This window comes from Amphibacillus sp. MSJ-3, assembly GCF_018919165.1.
In the GTDB taxonomy this organism is placed as follows: domain Bacteria; phylum Bacillota; class Bacilli; order Bacillales; family Amphibacillaceae; genus Amphibacillus.
The window spans coordinates 44496-68147 of sequence record NZ_JAHLQM010000012.1 but is presented as its reverse complement, the minus strand read 5'-3'; the positions used below and the strand labels follow the sequence as shown (position 1 = coordinate 68147).

Below are 23652 nucleotides of genomic sequence, written 5' to 3'. Positions count from 1 at the left end.
GCCGCTCGCTTCCTTCAGATTCCGCGTCACCACGGACACCCTTGCGTTAGGCTAACCACTACTTCTGCCTTCATGGCTCGGGACTCTCACCCTAGAGATTACATCCATGCCAGGCACACCAAAAAGGACATTTCTTATTTTTATCGACAGAATGTAAGTGTACCTCGCCATCCACAATAAATGAAAGTCTTTTAATATCAGCTGTATATTGGCTTTTCAGTGATTGAAAGCGAGAATAAGTAACTTGGTTTTTAGCTTCTATCTCCTTTAAGTCTAGTAAAGTACCTAGTAAATCTTTACTTTCTTCTATAGCTGCGGCAATAGCAGCTTCTGTTTCAGAGAGGTTATCAATTAACTTTTGCATCTCATCTTCCATATCTAAATCACTGTAGGCAGATAATGCTTTTTGTAGCTCTTCTCTCTTTTTTGACATCTGAGAAATTCTACCGTTTACAAATTGGCGAACAGCTTCTTTTTTTGCTTTACTGATTTCATCCTTATCATGTTCCTCCATATCAGAATATTCATTTCCTGTGAGAAGATAAAGAAGGCAAGCGAAGAAATAAGGGTTTTGAGTAGGTGTCGAAGGCAAAAGTACCAATTTTGGATTTTCGATATCCTGTTCTTTTAACCAAAACAGTCCTAGAAGAGTTTTCCAGTAAAGACGATACCTAGAAAAATCTTGATTCTTTATAATCAAATGATGAATTTAGCCTCATAAAATTACTTTAGCCACAAAAGAACAGCTTAGATTAATGAAATATCATTACATTAATAACTATTTTAATGGTCCAAGAAAACATCCGCACCCCCTTGTGTACATTCTTAGGTTATCATTTATATGGGGGTTTTAATTTCTAAATGGGTGGTCTAATTCCACTATATTTAGATTGAAGATAATATATCCTAACAGATATCTTCATTTTGGTTATGTGGTATACCCTTATGACCAAACAACTCACAGAATTTGTGTAAGACATCGAAACCTTTATCTTTAACAATGGAAATAATCTCTTTTGTATCCACACCCAAGAATAAAGTCGCATATTTATGACCTTTCCACGTGGGGTTTCATCTATCGCTATTCTTTTTACGTTTGACATATCAATATTTTTGATGGCTTTATTAATATAGTGCTTAAAATCACGCCAAAGACGGGAATCATTTTCAACTACTTTTCTTGTAACCACGGCAACAGACATCGCAACTTTCAATGATAATAAATGATACCCAAACAACATGGAGGAGTCTGCATCTGGTCATACTCAATCAATAATGACTGTCCCCATTTTTCAACAGGACTTATATTTCACTCCCCGCATTCTTGTATAAAAGAAGGTCTGATATCGTCAAAAGTTAAGGTTTCCTATGTCCAAATTTGATCTTGTTTGTCCAAGAATTTATAGCCGGATATCGCAATTAGGACAAGAAAACTCAGTACATTTTCTATATTCGATAAAAATGTGCAATGTATTTTCTTCTTTGCAAAATCATAGTGAGGAACATACCATGGTTCAGATATTTCTAAAGCAGATTCATAGACATTATATTTTTCATAGAAATCCCTCATAAAACACTCAACTCCGGGATATTCTAATAGATCAATATCTAATAGTAATGGTCCTATAAAAATTAAGACTAAACACTAAATATCAGCGATTCCACTTTATGTTATTTCCGTCAATGAGAGTACTCCTTTTTCAGATTTGGATTCAACTATAAATCTAATTTTAAGAGTTTATCCATATCTTAATGTACCTTTGGTAAATTACTGAAGGTTATTAAGAACTGTTTATACAAAGCTAATGATATGATATCTATAATTCACTATACTTCGCCTTATTACCCTTGGCTTTCCCTACAGGATAATTCTCCTTATTTTTCTTAAGTTTTGCTTGGGTAATTTTTAATGGATCAACATCTAAATCAGAACATAACATCAGAGAATAAACTAGCACATCTGCAATCTCATCTTTAATATCTTCCAAATTAGTCTGGACTGCTTCCTTACTGGTCTTCCACTGGAAATTCTCTAATAATTCAGCAGCTTCTAATGATAACGATAGCGCAAGGTCTTTAGGGTTATGAAATTGTCGCCAATCTCTTTCATCTCTAAATGAGTTTATTTCTTTTATAAGTGTTTCGATGTCAGACATTTCGCCCCTCCTCTTGAAGTTCTAATAACCTCTTTCTTAGTTTTGGATCAGTTGCATAAAGATACAAACCATAAATACCACGTTTCATTAAAACATTTAGTGAGTTTAAAATTATATCTACTTTGGATTTTTCATTCTCCTCAACAGATAAATCTTGTCTTCTTCTATAAGCTTCAGTATCTTTATATTTTTTTGTGTCAATTAACAATTTGTCCGTTTCGGGATCATAACTAATTGATGGGCCTATAATAACGCCGACGTAATTTAAATCGAACCCCTGAACGGTATAAATGGATCCTACCTCTCTAATAGTTGAAGCTTGCTCTGCCCAGGTAAAACTATCACTAGTATGATTCCACGGAAGATTAATGCCTCCTTTATCAACGATATAAGTATTACCATCTTTTTTGTGTAGGTAATCGAATGTTGAAACAAGTCGTGATAATCCAACTTCATCATTCTTCTTAAAGATTGCCTGTTTAATGTCATCGCTATTTTCAAATACTTTAAACTCAAAATTTGATCTTTCATTTGGAATAGGAAGTAGATTATTGCTTACAAATTGATCAATCCAGTATGGTACACGATCACTAGCTTGTATTCTAAATTGATCGGTTAAATGATAGACAGTCGTATTATAAGCTTTTGTTATTTCTTTAATTGTATCTTCATTCCAATAACTTTTGAGTTTAAGTACTTGTTTTGGATCGAAGATAATAACCGTTACCTTACTCCGCTTAATTATTTCTTCTAAGTGATTTTTATAGTTAAAGCTATTGTAAGTATCTTCTTTACTTAATAATAGATGAGCTTCATCAACCAATACGATATCAACATCTTTAATAACTTTCTTATCAACCTGATTAATAAAAGTTGTTGGTTTTAAAAAGCTTCTCTTCTTAAGATTTGGTAAGCTACTTGCAATGCTTTTATATGTCTTAATCATTTCTCCATGATTGACTAAGAGGTAGTTATTAGTTTTGAAAAGTGGTGAACTTTTATCTTTAGTTAAATCTTGTATGGTGTTAAATAATGAACTTAATACAACACTTTTTCCAGTCCCTGCTTCACCTTTAATAAGAAAAACCTGTTGACCATTTTTCTTAATATTTTTATTACAGTAATCGAGTACATCATGTTTAACCTTTAGTTGAGCAGCAGACAAGGCTTTATAAGGAGAAAGTTTGAATATATCTTTGTTTTCTAAAACTTCTATGTCATCTTTGACAATTTGTCGTTCTTTAAGACCTGTCCATATTTGTTTAAAAACATCTCGATGGTAGAAAGATTTATCAAAATAATTATGTACTTGGTTTTCTGTAGTTTGACTAACATTTTGTAATTGATATTGGTTATCCGCGATGAAATAATTAATTAGATTTGTTTCAATGTTATATGTGGCAGATTGATTAAACTTTTCATAGCCAATAATTAATGTAGCTTTTAAATTTTTTCGTTTGCTATCTTTTAAATGCTGATAAATACGTTGTTTTATATGAACTGTTTGACCGATATAGGCCATTGGTTTTTTATCGTCATTATAGATAATATAAACAACGGGGTAATCATTAATAAATGAACCTTCAATTTTCTGAATAGCTTCGTGTGTAAAAGGGTGTTGTTTGAAAATGATTTCTTCCATAAGCCAAAACTCCTAATCAAGTGATATTAATTCTATCTTACCATAATTATTTGCTAGTCTTTAGGAAAGTTTCGAGTAGTATATCAATTAATAGAGAAAAGAATAGTAACATCCCGGGAGTTTGACAATTAAAAACTTAAAAACTCGTTGTAAGTCTTGATAGGACTTTGTTTTTTATCAAATCCTCATTTTTATAATACGGCTAATGAGCAGATGTCATTAAATGAATCACAAATTGAAAAAGAGGCAATTTATGATGGGTTTTATATGGTGTGCACGAGCTTAGAGTCACCAATCGAGGAAATCATTAAAATTAATAAAAGGAGATGGGAAATCAAAGAAACCTTCCGTATTTTAAAAAACAAATTCCTTTCTCACCCCATTTACCTACAGAGGGAAACACGAATTAAGGCTCATTTTTCAACCTGCTTCTTATCCCTATTAACCTTTTGTATTCTAGAGAAAAAATTAAACGATACCTTTACATGTCCAGAACTAATTAGCAAGTTGAAAGAAATGAAGATGCTTGAAATAGATGGTGAAGATTACGTACCACCTTATACACGCACGAATATAACCGATGCATTACATGAGGCTTTTGGCTTCAGGACAGGCTTTGAAATCCTTCCACAAAAAAGATGAATAAAAAATTTAAAACAAACCAAAAAAGGAAGATAGTACACAATTTTTAGCATTCATAAAACCGCCATAAACGTTGTAACAACATTCATGACGGTTTGTGATGTTAAAGATGAGATCATTACATTAATAACTATTTTAATGGTCCAAGAAAACATCCGCACCCCCAAGATTACGGAGTTCCACAATCTAGATCGAGAGCTATTATTAAAATGTGAAAAATAGGATTAAAATGAGGTTGACCTGCGGAAGAACCAGAAATAACGCTAAAAGAGGCTATTGGGCATTTACCATCTCTTGCACCTGGAGAGAAATCTAATATAAAATGGCATGAAGCAAAAAAAGTAAATGATAGAATCATACTAGCTTTGACACATACTAAAACGGGTGCAAGTGCGATGAAAAATGAAGTATATTATCCTAAAAAAGACAATGGAGATAGAATAAAGGGATTTCATAACACGTATAAAAGAATGAATTGGGACAAACCCGCTACAGCTAGAACAACCTATAATGGCAGTGTCAGCCCACATAATAATGTACATCCAGGACGAGGACTAAAGGATGGAACTTATTCAAACCCTAGAGTATTAAGTTTTTTGGAAACTTTTATTGTACCTATGATCCCAGAAAATATAAATCTTCCAGATGATGCTTCAGACACATTTATAAGAACGATTATAGGTGAGGCCATCCCCCTCTCATGCTAAAAAAAGTACTAGATGAAATTGGGAGGATAGATTATATGACAAGAACAATAGAAACACCAAAGTGGATACTTTATCGACATACTTCAGATTATGAACTAATAAAGGTTGTTGCAATAGATACAAAAGAGAAATGTATGTCTAATTTATCTGTGGAGAATCATTATCAAATACAAGAGCAGTTGCGGGCTTTAGATTTATATAAAGAGAGAATGGATAGGTTACACTGAGTTGGACAGATCGTATAAGGTCAGTTAAGATGAAATCACTAATTGCTCTAAGGAGACAAAATTATGACAAGAAGACAACGACGAACATTTTCTAAAACATTTAAAGAGCAAATCGTTCAACTTTATTTATCAGGAAAGCCAAGAGCCGAGATCATTAAAGAATACGACCTTACAGCATCTGCCTTTGACAAATGGGTACGCCAACATAGAGAAAATGGTTCATTTGAAGAAAGGGATAACCGCACGTCGGAATAAGAAGAGCTCATTCGTCTTAGAAAACAGAATCAACAACTGGCAATGGAAAATGATATTTACACCTAAAGGTATAAAAGAATCTACGCATTAAAATGCTAGATTCTCTAAAAAGCAAGCGGCGCTGATCATGGGACGAAAATAAATGTGATAAGAAACAACCATCACAAATATTCGGTATCAGCAGTGTGTAAATTGCTACAGGTCCCACGAGGCACTTTTTATTATGAAGCAAAAAACGTGATCATCAAGATGAGGAAATTACAAAATTAATCATTAAAATATATAAGGATAGTCGCCGTATTTATGGACAAAGAAAAATAAAAGAAGAATTAAAGCATTTAGGATTTATTATTTCAAGACGGCGCATTGGTCAAATTATGAAAGAACAGGGTCTTGTATCAAAGTATACAATTGCCCAGTATAAACCGATGAAATCAACTGTTAATGAAGAAAAGATAAGCAACACATTGAATCGTGAATTTAACCAAAAGGATGGATTAGAAGTCGTAGTGAGTGATCTGACTTATGTAAGAGTCGGGCAACGCTGGCATTACATTTATGTACTCATTGATTTATTTAACCGTGAGATTATCGGTTATAGTGCTGGTCCCCACAAGACAGCAGAATTGGTTACACAAGCATTTGCATCCGTAAAGTATAATCTAAATCGTCTCAAATTATTTCATACAGATCGCGGAAGTGAGTTTAAGAATAAAAGTATTGACCAGGCCCTTGAGGCTTTCGATATTGAGCACTCATTAAGAACAAAAGGTACGCCGTATGACAACGCTGTAGCTGAATCAACGTTTAAGACACTCAAGACTGAATTCATATTGGGTGAACATTTTGAAACACAGTCAGAAGTGGATTTAGTCTTATTCGATTATGTAAATTGGTACAACAACATTCGGATTCACAGCTCATTAGGTTACCTAACACCCAAGGAATACAAGTAATTAAAAGCGTCATTTTAAGCATCTTAAAACGATGCGTACTTTAACTTGGAGACGCCCGTATGCGAGCCTAATTGGTAGAGCCAGATATCATTAATAGCTGGCTTCTTGGCTTAAGCGCATACGAGCAAAGGATACAAGTCAAGTGACAAAAAGTTAATACTGTTTAAATTAGAATTTAAAAATAAATAAGCGATATTGACAACTCAACACCTTATAAAAATTGTACAGTTTAGTGTTGACATACCATTAATACCGATATAATTCAAAAGTAAAAATAGACCCTTTATAGATATTATAACTTTCAACTATAAATTTCATACAAATGATGTCTTTATTTATTACTAAATAAATTTAAGGACTCCCATGAAAGACAGTTTAACAGTTATATCCTCTATTTTCGGTGGTTATCCTTTATTTAAATGTATTATTCTATTATGATTAATTAATTATAATATTAGTTTCTAAAAAAGATTTGTTATCGCAAAATTCATTTATTGTCTGTCTGAGCGGATCTAAGCATAACACAGTAATTTATAACAACTCCTCTACATCATCTATAAACGAACCTCCAATTAAAGCCAATTCTAAACTTTCTCTCTCTGCAGTGGATAAGGTTATCTTAGCTCGGTTTAGCTCTCCTGGAAATCCAAGAATAATATCATACAATGATTTATCTTCTTCATTTTGAAATATATACAATGCATTGTGATCTATTAAGTATGGAAACCTATCTTTAATACCTTCAGGTAGGTATCTCCATCTATAAGTAACATTTGTAAAACCACGTTTTGGCTTTTTAGTAATTGAAGGTATCAGCCAATCTCTTCCTACCTTTTTTGCAGTTCTAACTTTTCCACGTCTGATCCATTGTCTGACCGTCGTATCTGTCACATTATGAACTTTAGCAAATTCTTTAACATCTAAATAATCACACTTAACATCTAATAGCGTTAAGTCTTCAATAGAATTCATACTCCAAGTTCTATCAATTTCACTTTCTATCTTAAACTCATCACAAAAATTCAAAGTCAATTTTACTCCATCATTATCTATATGAAAATCATAAAACCACCAATCATCTGTAATTTTAGGTAATTGAGTATTATCAAGTGTTTTTTTAAATTTATCAAATAGTTTCAGCATATTATGTTTGTAAGTTTCTTCGATTTCACTATGAGTTTCATAAAAATTCCACTTAACAAAGTCATCAAATTGCTGTTGAATTTCTTCCTTTGTAAAGCTATGATTTTCTTTAAACACTTTTAATTTATTCTGCATTAGAAGCTCCTCTTTGTATTATTGTAATACATTTTCCTATATTGTATTACAATAATACAATATAGGCAACAGAGACCTTACTTTTTTTATGTTAGACATGGGTAATATACTTCTAGCAAATGTAATGCGAGAACCGTCTCCATGTTTTCTTTTCGATAAAAAGTCTCCTCTACTTATAATGCGGTTCATCATGGTGATTTAAGAGGTAAAAAATAGGCATTGGAATACTTTATGTAGAGATTATTGGATAATGGATTGATGTATGCTTGAATGTTAATGGTTTTACTTCTTATTCCTGATTATACGCTGATTAATCACTTTATCCCATAGTGCTACCCGAGTTTACTTATCTGTTTCATATCGCGGAAATTGGAATTAAAATAGGTATACGCATTCAGATAAAAGCTAAAACAGTGCTAACACAAAGCACGTTAGCACTGTTCATTACAAAATACTTTTACTAAAGTTATCTTTTAACGACTTACTCTTCTACACACTTTGCTAGAGTTTCTTTAATCGATGCGACAACATCATATTCTTTAATACCTAAAACATCCATTGTTTCTTTTGGATCAATATAAAGATCTTCCTCTTGAAGTTTGGAGCTAACTACCATATGAATTCCGTGCTCCTTACCTTGTGCTTCTGCTGCTTGATCAATTTGCTCGTATGTTGACTTCATTTGCTCATAAGGTGTTTCAACGATTTGCGTTGTCTCTTCTTGACCTAATGCTTCAACCATTAATTCATAGAAAAACTTGTATTTCATGTTATAACTAGAAATAGCATACGTATGACGGTGTTTACCATTCTCTAATGCACCAACCGCCGCTTCAGCTACTTGTTCCGCTGTTACAACAGCTGTTCCACCTTTTAATGCAGGGAAAACAGGGCGTCCTTTGATTTGATCAGTGAACATTTTCCAAAGTGGCATTCTCCCCGGCATTGTACCGAATATATACGGTAAACGCAATGAGATAACATCCATACTTCCTTCACCTTCAGCAAAGGCAACTTGTTCCTGTAAAAGGCGGGTATTCGGATAAGCTTGTTTTTTTAACTCGTACTGAGGTAAGCGCTCAGCAAATTCAGCAAAGTAAGAACCAAATAAGACGAATTTCTTCAAGCCAGCCTCTTTAGCTAATCGAGCCAAGCGTTGTGTTGGCAGTACATTTGCTTCGTAAAAAAATTTCAAAGCTGGTTTTTGAGGGACAATTCGTTCATCAGCACCCGCAGCATACACAAAACCGTAACAATCACTTAATAGCTCTTTAATTTCATTATCAGATAGTTCATTAATATCACCTAGAGTACATTCGACTTCACTTGGTAGTAAATCGTCGGTCGGCATTGGTGGAAGTGACATTGTTTTGACACCATAACCTCTTGCCAGTAATTCTTTTGTAGTATAATAACCTAAGAAACCAGTACCACCTAAAATAAATATCTTTTTCATTGATTACAACTCCTTTGTGATACAATTCACATTAATCATATCATGAATATTTATGAGAAATATGATGAAAAAGGACAAAACACCAACTAATTTCGAAAGGTGAATTTTTAATGATCGAAACATTCCCTTATGTTGGCGCAGACTACTATTCCGATCATTTTCGCGCCAACCAACTTAAAATAGTCAAAGAACAGTTAAATACAAAAGAACAACTTGTACATAGAGATGAAATTGAATTCATCTATATTGACAATGGTAAAGGTCGAATTAATATTAACGGCACGCTATTTCCCGTGCAGGCGGGTGACTTACTCTTATTAATGCCTTATCATGTCCGTGGATTGATCGCTAAAAAGGATAGCACTATTGACCTGTACCGGATCACCTTTTCAATTGGCTTATTGCTATTGACAAATACGAATCGGGAGCTATATCTAGCCAAGGTAAAAGAAATGGATCAAGTCTCACCGATTAAATCTTTATCAACGAGAGAGCGGAGTCAGGTGACGTTTATTTGTGAAGAAGTCTTTCAAGAAAAGAAATTAAATCAACATTTAACAGAATCATTGAATTTAGCACTTGTCTCGTTATTATCTTACACTTACCATAAAAATATCCCACAAAAAAATGCGGCTATCATTAAGGGCAACGACCAATGGCGTATTTTGCAATACATCCAAGTTCATCATCAAAGTAAGCTGACATTATCAACCGTTTCAAATGCCTTGAACATACCAGAAGAAGAGATAAAACAAGTTTTAAAACAACTAACTGGTGTTGGCTTTAATGAAAATTTAAACCGCGTCAGAATTCGTAATGCTACAGCCTTGCTCCAGTTTGAAGAGTTATCAATTAATCAGATCAGTAGAATTTGCGGCTACCAAACAGAGGCAAATTTTTATAAACAATTTAAAAAGATCCGTGGTGTCATATCATTAAATTTCCGCAACCAAGAACCAACGGTGTATAAGAAAAAAAACCGCGCAGACGCATGGTCAATCTATATTTATATTCAAGAGAATTACAAAAAACCAATCACTTTGAGCATCGCCGCCGAAAGCTTGTCCCTCACTGAAAAAAAGATCACTCGACTCTTGCACAAGACGTTCGAAAAAAGCTTCAACGAGCTACTGAATGAGACTCGGTTGTTGATTGCTAGAAACTTATTACTAACATTAAATAAGTCTGTTGCAGAAATTGTACGTTTAGTAGGGTTTAACAATAGTGCCACATTTACACGCCAATTCAAAGCAATGTATGATTACACACCTAAGCAATTTGTGAAGGTTTATAGGCAAAGACAGTCGTAATCATATAGATTACGACTTTGCTATTTTGCAGAAGAATATTATTAATAAATTCATTCTATTTATTAAATATAGATAAAAACTCAGGATCCTCATGAACATCTTCTAATTCGGGTTGTTCTAAAACATATGAATATATCTTGGACATAATCCACCATTACCCATAATTTCGTTTTCTACTATCTTCAAGTGATGGATCGTTTTACTCTATTCTTTTGTATAGCCCAAACACAAGTAACATAGAAAAAGTGATTTACTCCTACTCCTTGATATTCAAGCACAAATTCAAATAAAGCCACTGCCTGATCATATTTTCCCTCATTGTCTGTACCATCATGCACTTCCAACAAATAAGGAAATATCTAGAATTGCAACATGATTTTAATAACACACGTCCAAGCGAGCGGGAGAAAAGAAGTTAAATGCTAGGTAAATATTTACTAAGGTGGCGGGAAATTTTCCACATACAGTAACCCCTCTATGCAAATTGGGGAGGAAAAAATGTACACCTTGGCAATGATGTATACACTAATTTTAATTTAACGATCGTTGATGATTATGATAACTTTATCGGTAACAAAGTTATGTTCCGACCACATGTTACTCTTTCTTCTGGAACCTATCCAATACATCCAGAGTTAAGGGAGCAAAAATGCTTAAAACAACCTTCCAATTTGGATCGGAAACAATATCTGGATCGGGGTAGACTCAGTCGTTCTTCTAGGTATAACTATTGGGGATAATACAGTTATCGGTGCTGGGGATGTGGTCACGAAGGATATACTCGCCAATGTTGTCACAGTTGGTAACCTACGTAGAGTTATGAGAGAAATTAATGATAAGGATATCGAATATTACTATAAAGACTTGGAATTAGATATAGAATAAAAATGAATTGGCAAGATGGGCTTGAACAGATTCATGCTGTATTTTTTGGCTATTGTTATATTAGAAAGAAATCACACAGTTTAAATACATGCTTATCTGCCCTATTTATGCTAGACTTGAGATAAGAAATTATTGGGAGATGATATTATGAATCAAGTACTCGTTGAGATTTGCCTGCGTGTCAGAGATATTGATGCTACTTTAGATTTCTATACTAATCTATTTGATTTCGAGGTAGCCAGCCGTAGAGAATTTCCTGAAAAAAAGTTTGATTTAATTTATCTGAATTCTCCTGGTTCTTCTGTACAGATTGAACTCACCTACAATTACGATAACGAGCCTTATAATGTCGGGAATGGCTTCAGTCATTTAGGTGTGAGCGTCAATGACCTTGAGAAAATGCATGAAGTATGTAAAGCTTCTGTCTACGAGACAGGTGAGTTAAAAGGACTTACAGGTGATACACCAAGCTATTTCTTTGTGACCGACCCTGACGGTTATCGCATTGAAGTCAAGCGTGCAAAATAATACTTTGAATCATTAAAATGTAAGCATGTCGGATGTTTCCAATATGCTTACATTTTTTTATTTTTCGCTTATCATTATACAAAATACCTTGTAAATTCATTTCTTTCTAAAACCTCATCATTTATGATACGGTTCCCCCCTATTTATCCTAAAAGCTCGGTACACCTGTTCCAACAGTACGAGTCGCATCAGTTGGTGTGGTAGGGTCATTTTTGAAAAGGATAGGGCGAGGTTGCTCCGCTTCATCACCGCTTCACTGAGTCCTAGTGATCCACCGATTACAAAGGCGATTTTACTTTTCCCATGTGTTGCGAGTTGGTCAAGTTGCTTGGCTAGTTGTTCTGATGAAAGTTGCTTTCCTTTGATCTCGAGTGTGATAACAAATGTATCGGCTGGGATTTTTGCTAAAATTCGTTCGCCTTCTTTTCTTTTGATTAAATCCATTTCTGCCTGGGATAGGTTTTCTGGTGCTTTTTCATCTTGGACTTCGATTAGATTTAAGTTGGTGTATGTGCTTAGTCTTTTTTTGTATTCATCGATGCCCATTTTTAAATATTTTTCTTTTAGTTTTCCGACGCTGATGATTGTGATATTCATTCTTAACCTCATTATTTTATTTATTTGTTGACTTTTTTCCTAATGATATGTCTCTTTTCATTCGGATAATCGTGTCATCATATCGCTAGCCTAGCTGCTAGATCTAGTGTCAAATTATTTCAAGTGGTTTTAGTCTAAAGTATTCTTCTCCATTGCATCCTTTTTTATAGCTAGTGACGATATACTTTTTTTAACTTCTTAAAATCAAGTATCTACTTCAGATGGAAACACTATATTTTGTATTATTGTAACATTTCTAGTCAATTTGGTGTGATATCCTTTTATTAATTAGGCATGTTATAATAACTTGAGCACTTCCTATCAAAACGATCCGGGGGATTGAGATGAACATTGAGAAGATTAAATATTTTATCGATTTAGTTGAGTGTAGAAATTTCACAGAAACGGCTAAGAAGAATTTTGTCTCACAAACGACAATTAGTCAACAAATTGCTTCACTAGAAAAGGAGTTCAATACAGTATTGTTTGATCGCAAGCAGATTCCGATTGAGCTAACACAAGCGGGCTGGCTCTTTTATGGTGAGGCAACGATTCTTTGGAAACAATACAATCATATGAAAGCAAAGTTAGCGAACTATCAACAAAAAAGTAAACAAACATTGTCAATTGAATATTCGGCTATTACTGATTTACAGCGTTTAATCACACTCACCCCTAACTTTAAAGAACAGTATCCGAACATTGAATTGGAGATCGGTAAAGTTTTGTTGAAAAATATCCCTGAGTATTTGGAGAAGGGGATTTATGATCTTGCGATTGCCTTCGATTCAGCATTTGTTGGTAAAGAAAATATTCGAACAATTCCTATCTATCAAGGTCAGTACTGTGCCGTAGTCAGTCATCTTCACCCGCTTTTTGATCATCAATCGATTGCTAAACAGGATTTATATCAATATCCGCTTGTGATGTTAAATCCAAATGTGATTGGCAATTCTTATGATTTAATGATTGAGCATGCGATAAAGGATGGCTTTCAACCAAATATTTTACGAACGGTTGATGATGTTGAAACAGAGTTGTTTCATATCTTGACAGAAAATTTAATTGGTTTTTTCCCAGATAATTATCAACTCCTTTATCCTGAAGATAAGGTCCGACTCATTCCATTAGAAGATTCGCATCATTTATTTAAAATCGAAATAGGGTATTTAAAAGATAATCCGAACCCTGCCTTGCAATCTTTTCTCCACCACATCCATCATTGGATTTCCCAATAGGGAATTCGTTTTTTATATTGGATAATGTTCATCAATTCACATATAATAAAGTTGTAAGATAGATTGACTAAAGGAGTGTTGAAGATGGGAAAATTATTATTAACTGGTGTTGATGGACATTTAGGTAAACAGGCTGCTGAGCATTTGTTAACTTTAGTTGATAAAAGTCAAGTGATCTTTTGCGGTTATGATCCATCATCCTTAAAAGAATATCAAGAACAAGGGATAGAAACACATATCACGAATTTTAATCAGATCGATGGCCTCAGTGAAGCATTTGCTGGAGCGGATAAATTAGCATTGATCTCAATGCCTTTTGTTGGCGAAAAGCGTCAAAAGGCACATAAAAATGTAGTTGACGCAGCTAAAGAGGCTGGTGTTAAGCAAATTATTTATACATCATTAGTTAATGCGGCTGACGAAAGCAATCCTAGTATCGAGAAAATTGATCATGCCTATACAGAAGATTATATTAAAAGCGTTGGCCTAGATTATATCTTCTTGCGTAATTCCCAATATGCAGAAGCGATGATTACCAATTACTTCACTTTTGTTAAAGCTGATGGTATCTTAAAAAATAGTCAAGGCGATGGAAAAATGGCCTATATCTCACGGAAGGACTGTGCTAAGGCTGTTGCCCATGCCCTTGTCAGCAACGATTATCATGAAGCGATCTTAAATATTAATGGCCCTGAGCTTTTAACAATATCTGATTTTATTAAAATTGGTAACGAAGCCACTGGTAACCATGTGATTTATCAAGAAATTACTGACGAAGAAAATTACGCGATATTTGATGCGATGGGCGTACCAAGAACAACAGACGGTCAGTTTAAAAAAGGATCTGAAGCACCCTATTCTTCTGAAGGCATGGTAACCTTTGCCCAAGCGATTCGGTTAGGGAAAATGGACAGCTTTACAGATGATTTTAAAAAACTAACTGGACAAGCTCCCCTAACTGTCAAATATATGTTTGAGCATGCAGATGATTTCCAAGTTGGCGATCGTCATTCCAAAGATGACTAAAAAATAGATAATACAATCAATGATTATAAAAGATAAACCTCTACACTGTAGGGGTTTTTTCATCTCTTTTGAATGAGTCAGGCCTTTACCGACTCTTGAACACCCGCTGATTATCCGATCCTTTCCCTTCTGTGATTGAGTTGGGGGCCTACATTTAGTTAATCTTCGGTGAAAAAATAGCCTTGATGAGTTTTTTTCTCACCAAGGCTATTTATGGTCATATTTAAAAATGCCTGCGAACAATCTATCGTCTTGTCATCCTATGTTTACGCTTTTTGTTCAATTCTTTTGTTTAATTGAACGTAGATATAAGTCAAGGCAATACCGATAGCGGCTATGATAATCGCTACATAAAAGGCTCCAGAGAAGTCACCATTTCATGTTGCAGCCATACTCGCTGCTACCCGTGGAGCGAAAAAGGCAGCAATTGAATAACTAACAAAGACAATCCCATAGTTGATGCCTTGGTTGATTGGGCCGAAGTTCTCCATGACAATCGGTGGAAAGACACCCATTACTCCACCAAAGCAGATTCCTAAGGCAATAATACCTAATGCAAATCCAGCTTGTGAAGACATAACTAACATGACAACAAATGCTAAAATAACAACAGTCAAAATAATATATAAGGTCTGAATCCGGCCAATCTTATCTGATACTGCTCCCCATATCACTCGTCCAATACAGTTGCTGAGTGAATACAAACTAACGTAAAAAGCAGCTGTGGTTGCGGATAGGGCAAACATTTGTTGACCAATCACTGATGCATTTGATGCGATCATTAATCCTGAAAACGCACCGGTAAACATCATAAAGAAAATTAAATAAAAATGTGGTGTTTGTAACATCTCCAACCAATTTTTATTTGCTGGGGCTTCCTTACGATTTGTAAGTGAAGGTGTCCAGCCAGCTGGTTGATAATTTTTCGGTGCTGCCTTAATAAAGAAGCTGGCAAGTAAAACAACGATGGTATAGATAATCCCTAAAATCCGGAAGGCATAAAAAACATCTTGGTTTTGAATCAAGGCATTGGCAATAGGGGCCGCAATGATTGCAGCTCCCCCCATGCCGGCGGTAATAATCCCAGATGCTAAGCCTTTTTTGTCAGGGAAGAGCTTGATCGTGTTGCTTAAACATCCCGAATAAGCCAATCCTTGTCCCAAGCCACTTAGAAGTCCATAAGTGACGTAAAGCATTGCCGTACTTGTTACATAACCGGTTAAAAGAAACCCTAGTCCAAACATAATCCCACCAATGGTTATTGTCCATTTCGCTAATCCGCGATCAGCTAAAAAACCACCTAAAATCAGTGGAATCGGGGCAACTGCTGAATTAATAGTAAATGCTAACATTACAGCTGGCATTCCCCAATTCTTAGCTAAAGACAAGGGTTCTGCGAAAACACTAAAAGCATATATTGCTCCTGTACACAGTAAGATCAGTGTGGAAGCGATCAGAACTTGCCAACGATTAATTTTTGTATCCATTTTTACACTCCCCTTAAAGTAGGCTATTCGATGAATTATTTCAAATCTTTCAATGCGGTTTGACCAGCAATTCGACCAAAGGTAAATATATCAGTCAAGGAATTACCACCCAATCGATTTCCGGCATGAATCCCACCGGCAACTTCACCTGCGGCATAGAGGCCTGATATAATCTTGCCGTCTTGATCTAACACATGTGTTTCTGTGTCAATTTTCAGACCACCCATTGTGTGATGCACTGCTGGTTTTCTTGGTGTTGCATAAAATGGTGCGACTTCCACTTTCAAATCAAAAACATCTTTACCAAACTCAGGATCCTCACCTAAGTCAACATAGGAATTATATTTATTAATCGAATCAACTAGGACGGCTGGATCCATCTTTAATTGCTCTGCTAATTCCTCTAGTGTGTCTGCTCTATATAGAGTGCCTGCAGCTACTTGTTGATCAATTTTCTCCTGGCTTGTGTTATAGGCTGTCTTTTTAATTTCATCATCTGCAATCAGATAAAATAGACCGCCGTTATCAATGGCAGCTTGTGTTAAGGTATCCCGACTGCCGTATTCATTGACAAAGCGTTTTCCTTCTTGATTGACCATCACAAAGTTTTGCGGTGGTACTTGTAGTCCACTAAATAAAGCACCTGTTTCCGGATCAGAAACTGGCATCATTTGTGAGAAGCCCATGCCAACTAAATCAGCCCCAACACTTTGCCCAAGCACAATTCCATCTCCTGTAATGGCTGGTGAGTTGGACGTTTTAATATCGTCCTCAATTTCTGTCCAATAGGTGTTATATTCTTTTAACATTTTTGTATTGGCACCAAAACCACCAGATGCTAGAACCACTGCACCTGCATGAACAGTAATCTTTTGTCCATTCAATCCCTTTCCGATCACACCAACTACTTTGCCATCTTCAAAAATCAGTTCTTCAACTGCAGTATCAGTAATAATTTGTCCGCCATTTTCTACTACAAATGATTGAAGAGCAGAAACATATGCATATCCTTCGTTCTTCAAAGGTTTATGCCCCCGTCTCCATAGGGCACCGACTGGCATGGTTACATCTTCTTTATCAAATTCAACACCAATATCCTCTAGCCATTCGACCGATTCTAATGCTTTATCTGTTAAGATTTTTACCAAATCATATTGTCCGTAGATCACATTTCCTTGTAAGTCTTTTCGTTTTCCGCCTAGATATGTTTGCATGCGGTGGAAAATAGCTGAATCAAATAGATAGGCTTTTTGATTCTTAGTTGCTTCGATATAGTCTTTCACTTCCTGTTTGAAAGTTCGAAAGTCCTCTAGATATTCCGGATCAATTTCACTTTCATCAATCGCTGCCATTTCTTCTAGTGTGTGACTTTCACCTGCAATGGCTTCAAAGTTCTTTTGCCAATTCGGATCAGCGGCATTCATCGGGCCACCTGTTCGAACCGTATTCCCACCAACTGCCGGGAATTTCTCTAAGACGATAACATCCTTATCTTGCTGTAATACACTGGCAGCAGCTGATAATCCTGCACCACCCGCACCAACAACAACAACGTCTGTTCTATATTCCTCATCTTCCTTCTTGCTTGCACTAGCTGCCTTTGGTCTCTTCTTCAGTACATCTGGGTTCGCCCCTGCTTGTTTAACAGCCTTAGCAACCCCATCAATCACACCATTACTTGTTACAGATGCACCTGAAAGTAGGTCTACATTTAAGGTCTGGCCTTCTACGATTTGTGAAGGAATTCGAGTAAATACCACATCTGCAATCCCTTGTGATTCACCGCTTGTATCTATATCTATCTTTTCAATTCGATCTTCAGTCAAACGAACGGTCATTGGTAGGTCTCCATTGTGGCCAACCGCTGTAACGTGATATTCTCCTGGTTGAAACTTCACTTCTTCAGGAATATTCATAATGTTAGCAACTTCAGTGAATCGTAAAAAGCGTAAGAAGCAACTTTCTAAGAAATCAATCGTTTTTTCTTCTTTTAGATTTCCTTCTTGATCAAATGCCTGATGAGCACGGCCAAGTAAAAATTCATAACCTGGCATGACTGCAGCATTTACTCCAGGTGCATCCAAGATTTGACGTAAATGAAGCTGTGCCCGTGAAGATCCTTGAACATCGTAAGAAGCACCTACGATCATTGTTGGTTTCCCATCAAAAGGATGCAAATTGTAGGAAAGCCATTCAATAATACTTTTTAGTGCAGAAGGAATTGAATGATTATGTTCAGGTGTTGCAATAATCACACCATCTGCCGCTTCAATTTCCTTATTAAAATGCTGGATAACTGCACTATCTGACTGATCATTGCTTTCATTAAACATTGGCACATCTTTTAGTTCCAAAATTTCAATTTCTGCTTTTTCACTAAAATGCTTTTGCATAAACCGTAATAACATTCGATTATATGAATGCTCTGCATTGGTTCCGACGATTCCAACGTATTTCATGACAATGTACCTCCTTCAGATTGCTCCCATGAAAATTTCTTTTGTTCTTCCGTATTGTAGTGACCTTCTTCAACTAATTTTTGATTAATTGTCACAAACAACCTGAATTCTGAAAATAATTCTTCTAATTCTGAGACCTTATCAGGGTAGAGTAAGTTGTTGTCTTCATCAAAGGCTTGCAAAGATTGACCTAATAAGAACTCTACGCCTGGCATCATCAATGCCTTTAGTTCAGGTGCATTCAGTATTTGACGTAAATGTGTTTGAGCCCGTGAAGTCCCTAGCGAACCATGGGATGCACCAACAATTAACACAGGTTTATTAATCAAAGGTCTAGTCGTATATGACAGCCATTCGATTAAACTTTTCAAGACAGCTGGAATAGAGTGGTCATATTCTGGTGTTGCAATAATCACTCCATCTGCCGCTTCAATCTTCTCTGACAATTCTTGAATCCCCGCTGGTGCTTTTTGATCTGATGGTTCATTAAAAGCGGGGAAATCTGCAATCTCAGCAACTTCAATTTCTGCTTGCTCAGCAAAGTGTTTTTTCATAAATAATAGTAATTTGCGATTTGTTGAAGCCGTTGAATTCGTTCCAACAATACCAATAAATTTCATCTTAAACTTCCTCCTCTTTGTTTGTGAAATGTTGAACAATAATCAGCAAATAGATACCCTTGTCTTTTGACAAGAGCCTTTATTGAGGTTCTTTTCAATAAAGTTAACCTTTACTCAGCGGGGATTTACCATAAGCAAGTATGCTAGGGTAAATGAATTGCTTTTCCCCAAGTTGATGTTTTACAATAATGACAAGCCTTTTACACTTTCATTTTAAAGAAAAAACATAACTTTGTGAAATATTTATTTAATTATGGATTGATAACAAATTTGTTATGTGTCAAAAAAAATCAGAAGCGAGGTGGCTTATGGCTCAAATTAATTCCCCCGACATGTTAAACTATCTAAACGCTTTACTAAAGCATGGGAACTTTACAAAAGCAGCTAAAGATCTCTATATATCACAACCCTACTTGACACAGACGATTCAGAAAATAGAACAGGAATTAGATGTCGAAATCATCAATCGCCGCATAACCCCCTTACAATTGACAGAAGCTGGAGAATTATACTACCAATATTTAAATTCTTTAGAAGTAAAACAAGACCAATTTCGTCGACAAATGACTCGCTTCAATACGGTTAATCAAAAAATCATTCGAATCGGGGTTTTACCCAGTTTAGGGACATACCTATTACCATTATTTCTGCCCGATTTTATAGCTAAACACCCTGAAATCACGATTGAAATACACGAAGCGTTACCGAAAGTGAGTCAAGAGAGAGTTATTGCAGGGGAGATTGACTTTTATCTTGGCCAAAACCCCGAAACTGCCCCCCCAATCTGACGATCCACCAGTGGGGGAAACATGGTTATTACGCGATTATTCCAAAATGCTCTAAGTTTTATATCAAAGATAAACCAATCTTGAAAGAAGGTACGATCAAAATTCAACACCTACTAAGTGAACCTTTAGTTTTAACCAGTCGTGGTTCAGCTATTCGTCGCCAAGTAGATTATTTACTGTTAAAGTATAAAATACAACCAACAATTGCTTTAGAAAGTAGTGATATCTTTACTGTAGTTGAACTCGCAAAGAAAATGGCCATAACCTTTGTTCCTAAAAGCGTACGCGTCCTACCTAGTTCTAGTGATTACAATCTCTGTTTATTGCCTGAAGAGTTGATCTCACTGGATTACTTTATTTCACATGCAACAAATCGAACACTTAGTTCAGTTGAAGAAGAGCTAATTGATCTATTTTTAAAATCCTTATCCCAATCTGACCAAAAAATAACCAATTACTTTACTGGCTCTGACCATAAAAGATGAGGCTGAGGCAATACCCAGCTAAAATAAAAAAAAGGAGTTCAGTAAATGCTGGACTCCCTTTTCTTATAGTTAAGCTATAAATCGTTTCATCATTTTTTAATTCATTTAGAAGTATCACCCCATGATCTCCACTTTGGGTGGACACTTTCAAGAGATTGTTCTTTATCTTGACACACTGCTCAACAAGCGATTGATAAAGCAACACAATCTGTAATTTTAAAAATAATCTTCTTACGGATTAATCAAGAGATGTGTTATTTAATTTTTCAGGGTCATATTGATTAAAACCGTAAAGATCAATAAATTGAGCAATAATATCCCTTTCACGATCTGCTATTAATAAATTAAAATTAGAGATATTATCTTCAATCTTTTCTAGTTCGTCTTCTGTCAACTCTATTTCTTCAATAAATATAACCCGATACTTCGTATTGTAGTCTGACGGTTTTTCGGCAATAAGCACATCACTATGTGATTGATCCAATATATCTATTATACTTTCGGGATATTCAAGAATAAAATGCATTTCTTGATTACCATCTGTTAATATATCATATATCTCCGAGTCAAATTCATAGTTCATATTAAATAAAAGTAAACGCTCATCTTTTAAATATTTCATTTCAAAATGTGTAATAGAGAAATTAGGTGGAACTAATTTACCCTCTAAGGATACGCTTTGCTCCTTTGACTCGCTCATCGGTTCTTCTGCTTCCACTGATATATCGTTAGGATTTGAACTTTCGTCTAACGTCTGATTTTCAGTGTCTGGTTGGCATGCAGTTAAAACAAATAGAAATAAAATACTTATCCAAATATACCTAATCATTGCAAGCTCCTTTTTAAGACTATATAGTCTAAGATTAATAAGAGGAACTAACCTCCAGATTGTACCAAAGACAGGTGTTATCTATGAAAAATCTTATTCTATATTAAGTGATGTCTATTTTGGTATGATTGTTTTACCTTATCTGACCATGTAGCCCTAGTCTAACTAGCCATAACACTTGTAGGGTTGTATGATTGCAAGGTGGTACAACTTTATATCTTGTACCTTCAGCCTTCACCCAACTACTTCCTGCCCTTAACTTCCATTTTCCTTTTGGTATTGACCAAGCCATGGAGATACTTTTTGTTTTATCATATCCATATCCTACATTCGCAGAAATCTTAGCGTCTGACCCTAATGCATTAAAGGATGCTTCTCCACCTATATTTACTGTGGCTGAATGTGTAATCGCAACCGTCCTAGTTACGCTGTCAGGAGAATTACTGTTATTAGTAGCGATATGAGTAGGTTCTGTCTTTTTAGAAGTAGTGTGTGATTTGTAAGCAGTGACATACGAACAAACTTCAGGGCAATATTTCAGTGTAACGCTTTCATTCATATTTGAAGCATAAGATACCTGTGGTGATCGTCCAATAAAAATTAAACAAGTTAACATGGCCATAAATACCGATTTAAGTTTCAGCATAAATACACTGCCATTATTCGGTAATTAAATTATATAGGACTGGTAATATAAAGTCAATTGTATTCATGGACTGTGTCAAGTAATTATGAGAGCTTTTTCATAATAGAAGAAAGAAAAAATCCAACAAAAAATGGTTTCAAGCAAATTTTAATCCTTGAAACCATTTTTTTGGTTAGTTATGTCCCAGCCCCATTTTCCATTCTATTTGCTGTCTTCTTCTAAGTATGAGGCCAGCTCATTTGTATAAGCGAGTTGGCTATCTGTCGTAATCACTATCCCCTCTATATTCGGGATGTCATTTAATTCACGAATGGATTCGATTGCACTTTTGCCAAACAAGCGGGTTGTCCAAATTTCCCCCTCAAGCGATGTGTTGGAAATAATCGTCAGACTTGCTAAATCCGTCTGACTGGGATAACCTGTACGACTATCAATAATATGATGGTAGATTTGATCACCTAGCACTAATTTTCGCTCGTAAATCCCTGAAGTGACAATGGATCGATTTTTAATTTTAAGTACAGATACAAATTGCCCTCTTGGTAAAAAAGGATTTTGAATTCCTACGCGCCAAAAACCATCTTTATGATGTGGGGCATCGCCAAATGTGAAGACATTACCACCTAAATCTATGTAGGCAGATTCTGCACCCTCGGCTTTTAAAAAGGCTAAGATTTTATCTGCAAAGTATCCCTTAGCTATCGCACCTAAATCAAGCGCCATTCCCTTCTCCGCCAAAAAAACTGTCTGTTGATCTTCATCTAGATGAATTTTCCTTGGATCAACTTTTGTTAACAGGGCTTGGATTTCCCTTGCTGACGGCTGTCTCGCATCTTCAAATCCAATCCGCCACGCCTTGATTAATGGGCCAATTGCAATGTTTAGAAAACTACCAGCTACTAGACTTTGCTCTTTTCCAATTCTGATTAATTCAAATAAGTCTGCCTCTACCGGAATAGCCTTTTGACCAGAAGCATGATTGATTTTTGCGAGTTGAGAACCTTCACTGTTTGCACTAAATCTTTTTTCATAATCAAGTAGCTGTGCTTCTACGGTTTCTAGTAATTCCTTAGGATATCGCGCTTTGATCCATATTTTAATTGTAGTTCCCATTAAATACAGTGTAGATTTAGCTTCTGGCATCCCATTTTCCTCCTTGGTTAACTAAATTCAAATCAAGTATTATGATTAGCTTTTATCTATTTAGACGTTCAAAGCCGATAAAGTAAAACTTCAATCAGTGGGGGCTGGGCCAATCGAGCCCTTACTATCAGTTGATCTCCCACTTACCATGCTTACTTTCCTTCGAATACTTCAGGTAGGAGTTTTACTGACACTTGTACTGCGATAAAGCACTTCTTATAATCATGATACGGTATAAAAGTTTATTTAGTCTAGCCATTCAATCTTTCGACTGCTCAAAAATCTAAAGAAT

General features: G+C 35.4%; 22 protein-coding genes and 2 pseudogenes. 11 read left to right on the top strand and 13 right to left on the bottom strand.

Translation table 11 applies throughout. The annotated features are described in order from the left end of the window. Positions 1 to 91 precede the first annotated feature (91 nt). The 4 genes from KQI76_RS05340 to KQI76_RS05325 all read right to left on the bottom strand — a co-directional run bounded on the left by KQI76_RS05340 (position 92) and on the right by KQI76_RS05325 (position 3798). Entirely contained in the window at positions 92 to 700 is a 609-nt protein-coding gene (locus KQI76_RS05340; RefSeq protein ID WP_216399281.1) for a hypothetical protein, read from the bottom strand. Positions 701 to 1366: 666 nt separating this feature from the next. Continuing rightward, entirely contained in the window at positions 1367 to 1570 is a 204-nt protein-coding gene (locus KQI76_RS05335; RefSeq protein WP_216399280.1) for a hypothetical protein, read from the bottom strand. Between the two features lie 247 nt (positions 1571 to 1817). Then, a complete protein-coding gene (locus KQI76_RS05330) occupies positions 1818 to 2156 on the bottom strand; it encodes a nucleotide pyrophosphohydrolase (protein ID WP_216399279.1) in 339 nt (112 codons plus the stop codon). Continuing rightward, entirely contained in the window at positions 2149 to 3798 is a 1650-nt protein-coding gene (locus tag KQI76_RS05325; protein ID WP_216399278.1) for a DUF2075 domain-containing protein, read from the bottom strand. Before KQI76_RS05325 ends, KQI76_RS05330 begins: the two co-directional genes overlap by 8 nt. A gap of 213 nt (positions 3799 to 4011) precedes the next feature. On the opposite strand from KQI76_RS05325, the gene KQI76_RS05320 reads away from it, so the two are divergent. The 4 genes and pseudogenes from KQI76_RS05320 to KQI76_RS05305 all read left to right on the top strand — a co-directional run bounded on the left by KQI76_RS05320 (position 4012) and on the right by KQI76_RS05305 (position 6585). Then, entirely contained in the window at positions 4012 to 4440 is a 429-nt protein-coding gene (locus KQI76_RS05320) for a hypothetical protein (RefSeq protein ID WP_216399285.1), read from the top strand. A 395-nt stretch (positions 4441 to 4835) separates the two neighbouring features. Next, on the top strand, positions 4836 to 5147 hold the full coding sequence (locus tag KQI76_RS05315) for a class I SAM-dependent methyltransferase (protein WP_216399277.1): 312 nt from the start codon (positions 4836 to 4838) through the stop codon (positions 5145 to 5147). A 35-nt stretch (positions 5148 to 5182) separates the two neighbouring features. Further along, a complete protein-coding gene (locus KQI76_RS05310) occupies positions 5183 to 5374 on the top strand; it encodes a hypothetical protein (RefSeq protein WP_216399276.1) in 192 nt (63 codons plus the stop codon). 63 nt (positions 5375 to 5437) lie between these two features. Beyond that, positions 5438 to 6585: pseudogene (locus KQI76_RS05305) on the top strand (IS3 family transposase). 531 nt (positions 6586 to 7116) lie between these two features. Here the strand turns inward: KQI76_RS05305 and KQI76_RS05300 are convergent. Continuing rightward, positions 7117 to 7863: a helix-turn-helix domain-containing protein gene (locus tag KQI76_RS05300; RefSeq protein WP_216399275.1), complete on the bottom strand. Its 747-nt coding sequence runs from the start codon at positions 7861 to 7863 to the stop codon at positions 7117 to 7119. A 481-nt stretch (positions 7864 to 8344) separates the two neighbouring features. After that, complete coding sequence (locus KQI76_RS05295) at positions 8345 to 9319, bottom strand: NAD-dependent epimerase/dehydratase family protein (RefSeq protein ID WP_216399274.1); 975 nt, start codon at positions 9317 to 9319, stop codon at positions 8345 to 8347. A 110-nt stretch (positions 9320 to 9429) separates the two neighbouring features. Between KQI76_RS05295 and KQI76_RS05290 the strand changes: the two genes are divergently transcribed. The 3 genes from KQI76_RS05290 (at position 9430) to gloA (ending at position 12042) form a co-directional block, all read left to right on the top strand. Further along, positions 9430 to 10629: an AraC family transcriptional regulator gene (locus KQI76_RS05290; protein WP_216399273.1), complete on the top strand. Its 1200-nt coding sequence runs from the start codon at positions 9430 to 9432 to the stop codon at positions 10627 to 10629. Between the two features lie 669 nt (positions 10630 to 11298). Then, positions 11299 to 11514: a DapH/DapD/GlmU-related protein gene (locus tag KQI76_RS12035; protein WP_216399284.1), complete on the top strand. Its 216-nt coding sequence runs from the start codon at positions 11299 to 11301 to the stop codon at positions 11512 to 11514. Positions 11515 to 11661: 147 nt separating this feature from the next. After that, positions 11662 to 12042: a lactoylglutathione lyase gene (gene gloA, locus KQI76_RS05280; RefSeq protein WP_216399272.1), complete on the top strand. Its 381-nt coding sequence runs from the start codon at positions 11662 to 11664 to the stop codon at positions 12040 to 12042. Positions 12043 to 12159: 117 nt separating this feature from the next. Here the strand turns inward: gloA and rlmH are convergent, their stop codons facing one another. Then, complete coding sequence (gene rlmH, locus KQI76_RS05275) at positions 12160 to 12639, bottom strand: 23S rRNA (pseudouridine(1915)-N(3))-methyltransferase RlmH (protein WP_216399271.1); 480 nt, start codon at positions 12637 to 12639, stop codon at positions 12160 to 12162. A 344-nt stretch (positions 12640 to 12983) separates the two neighbouring features. Between rlmH and KQI76_RS05270 the strand changes: the two genes are divergently transcribed. Together KQI76_RS05270 and KQI76_RS05265 are read left to right on the top strand one after the other, a co-directional pair. Next, positions 12984 to 13877: a LysR family transcriptional regulator gene (locus KQI76_RS05270; protein WP_216399270.1), complete on the top strand. Its 894-nt coding sequence runs from the start codon at positions 12984 to 12986 to the stop codon at positions 13875 to 13877. A gap of 84 nt (positions 13878 to 13961) precedes the next feature. Continuing rightward, positions 13962 to 14903: an NAD(P)H-binding protein gene (locus KQI76_RS05265; protein WP_216399269.1), complete on the top strand. Its 942-nt coding sequence runs from the start codon at positions 13962 to 13964 to the stop codon at positions 14901 to 14903. 266 nt (positions 14904 to 15169) lie between these two features. On the opposite strand, the pseudogene KQI76_RS05260 reads toward KQI76_RS05265, so the two are convergent. The 3 genes and pseudogenes from KQI76_RS05260 to KQI76_RS05250 all read right to left on the bottom strand — a co-directional run bounded on the left by KQI76_RS05260 (position 15170) and on the right by KQI76_RS05250 (position 19469). After that, positions 15170 to 16390, bottom strand: a pseudogene (locus tag KQI76_RS05260) (L-lactate MFS transporter). Positions 16391 to 16425: 35 nt separating this feature from the next. Next, positions 16426 to 18849 carry a flavocytochrome c gene (locus KQI76_RS05255; protein ID WP_216399268.1) on the bottom strand — a complete coding sequence of 808 codons (2424 nt, stop codon included), beginning with the start codon at positions 18847 to 18849 and terminating at the stop codon, positions 16426 to 16428. Continuing rightward, positions 18846 to 19469: an NADPH-dependent FMN reductase gene (locus tag KQI76_RS05250; RefSeq protein ID WP_216399267.1), complete on the bottom strand. Its 624-nt coding sequence runs from the start codon at positions 19467 to 19469 to the stop codon at positions 18846 to 18848. Before KQI76_RS05250 ends, KQI76_RS05255 begins: the two co-directional genes overlap by 4 nt. A 308-nt stretch (positions 19470 to 19777) precedes the next feature. Between KQI76_RS05250 and KQI76_RS05245 the strand changes: the two genes are divergently transcribed. Then, positions 19778 to 20257: a LysR family transcriptional regulator gene (locus tag KQI76_RS05245; RefSeq protein ID WP_216399266.1), complete on the top strand. Its 480-nt coding sequence runs from the start codon at positions 19778 to 19780 to the stop codon at positions 20255 to 20257. Positions 20258 to 20337: 80 nt separating this feature from the next. Then, complete coding sequence (locus KQI76_RS05240; RefSeq protein ID WP_216399265.1) at positions 20338 to 20742, top strand: LysR family transcriptional regulator substrate-binding protein; 405 nt, start codon at positions 20338 to 20340, stop codon at positions 20740 to 20742. Positions 20743 to 20980: 238 nt separating this feature from the next. On the opposite strand, the gene KQI76_RS05235 is transcribed toward KQI76_RS05240, so the two are convergent. The 3 genes from KQI76_RS05235 to KQI76_RS05225 form a co-directional block, all read right to left on the bottom strand. Next, entirely contained in the window at positions 20981 to 21571 is a 591-nt protein-coding gene (locus KQI76_RS05235; protein ID WP_216399264.1) for a hypothetical protein, read from the bottom strand. Between the two features lie 133 nt (positions 21572 to 21704). Then, a complete protein-coding gene (locus KQI76_RS05230) occupies positions 21705 to 22187 on the bottom strand; it encodes a hypothetical protein (protein WP_216399263.1) in 483 nt (160 codons plus the stop codon). A 231-nt stretch (positions 22188 to 22418) separates the two neighbouring features. Then, entirely contained in the window at positions 22419 to 23360 is a 942-nt protein-coding gene (locus KQI76_RS05225; RefSeq protein WP_216399262.1) for an FAD:protein FMN transferase, read from the bottom strand. Between the last annotated feature and the right edge of the window lie 292 nt (positions 23361 to 23652).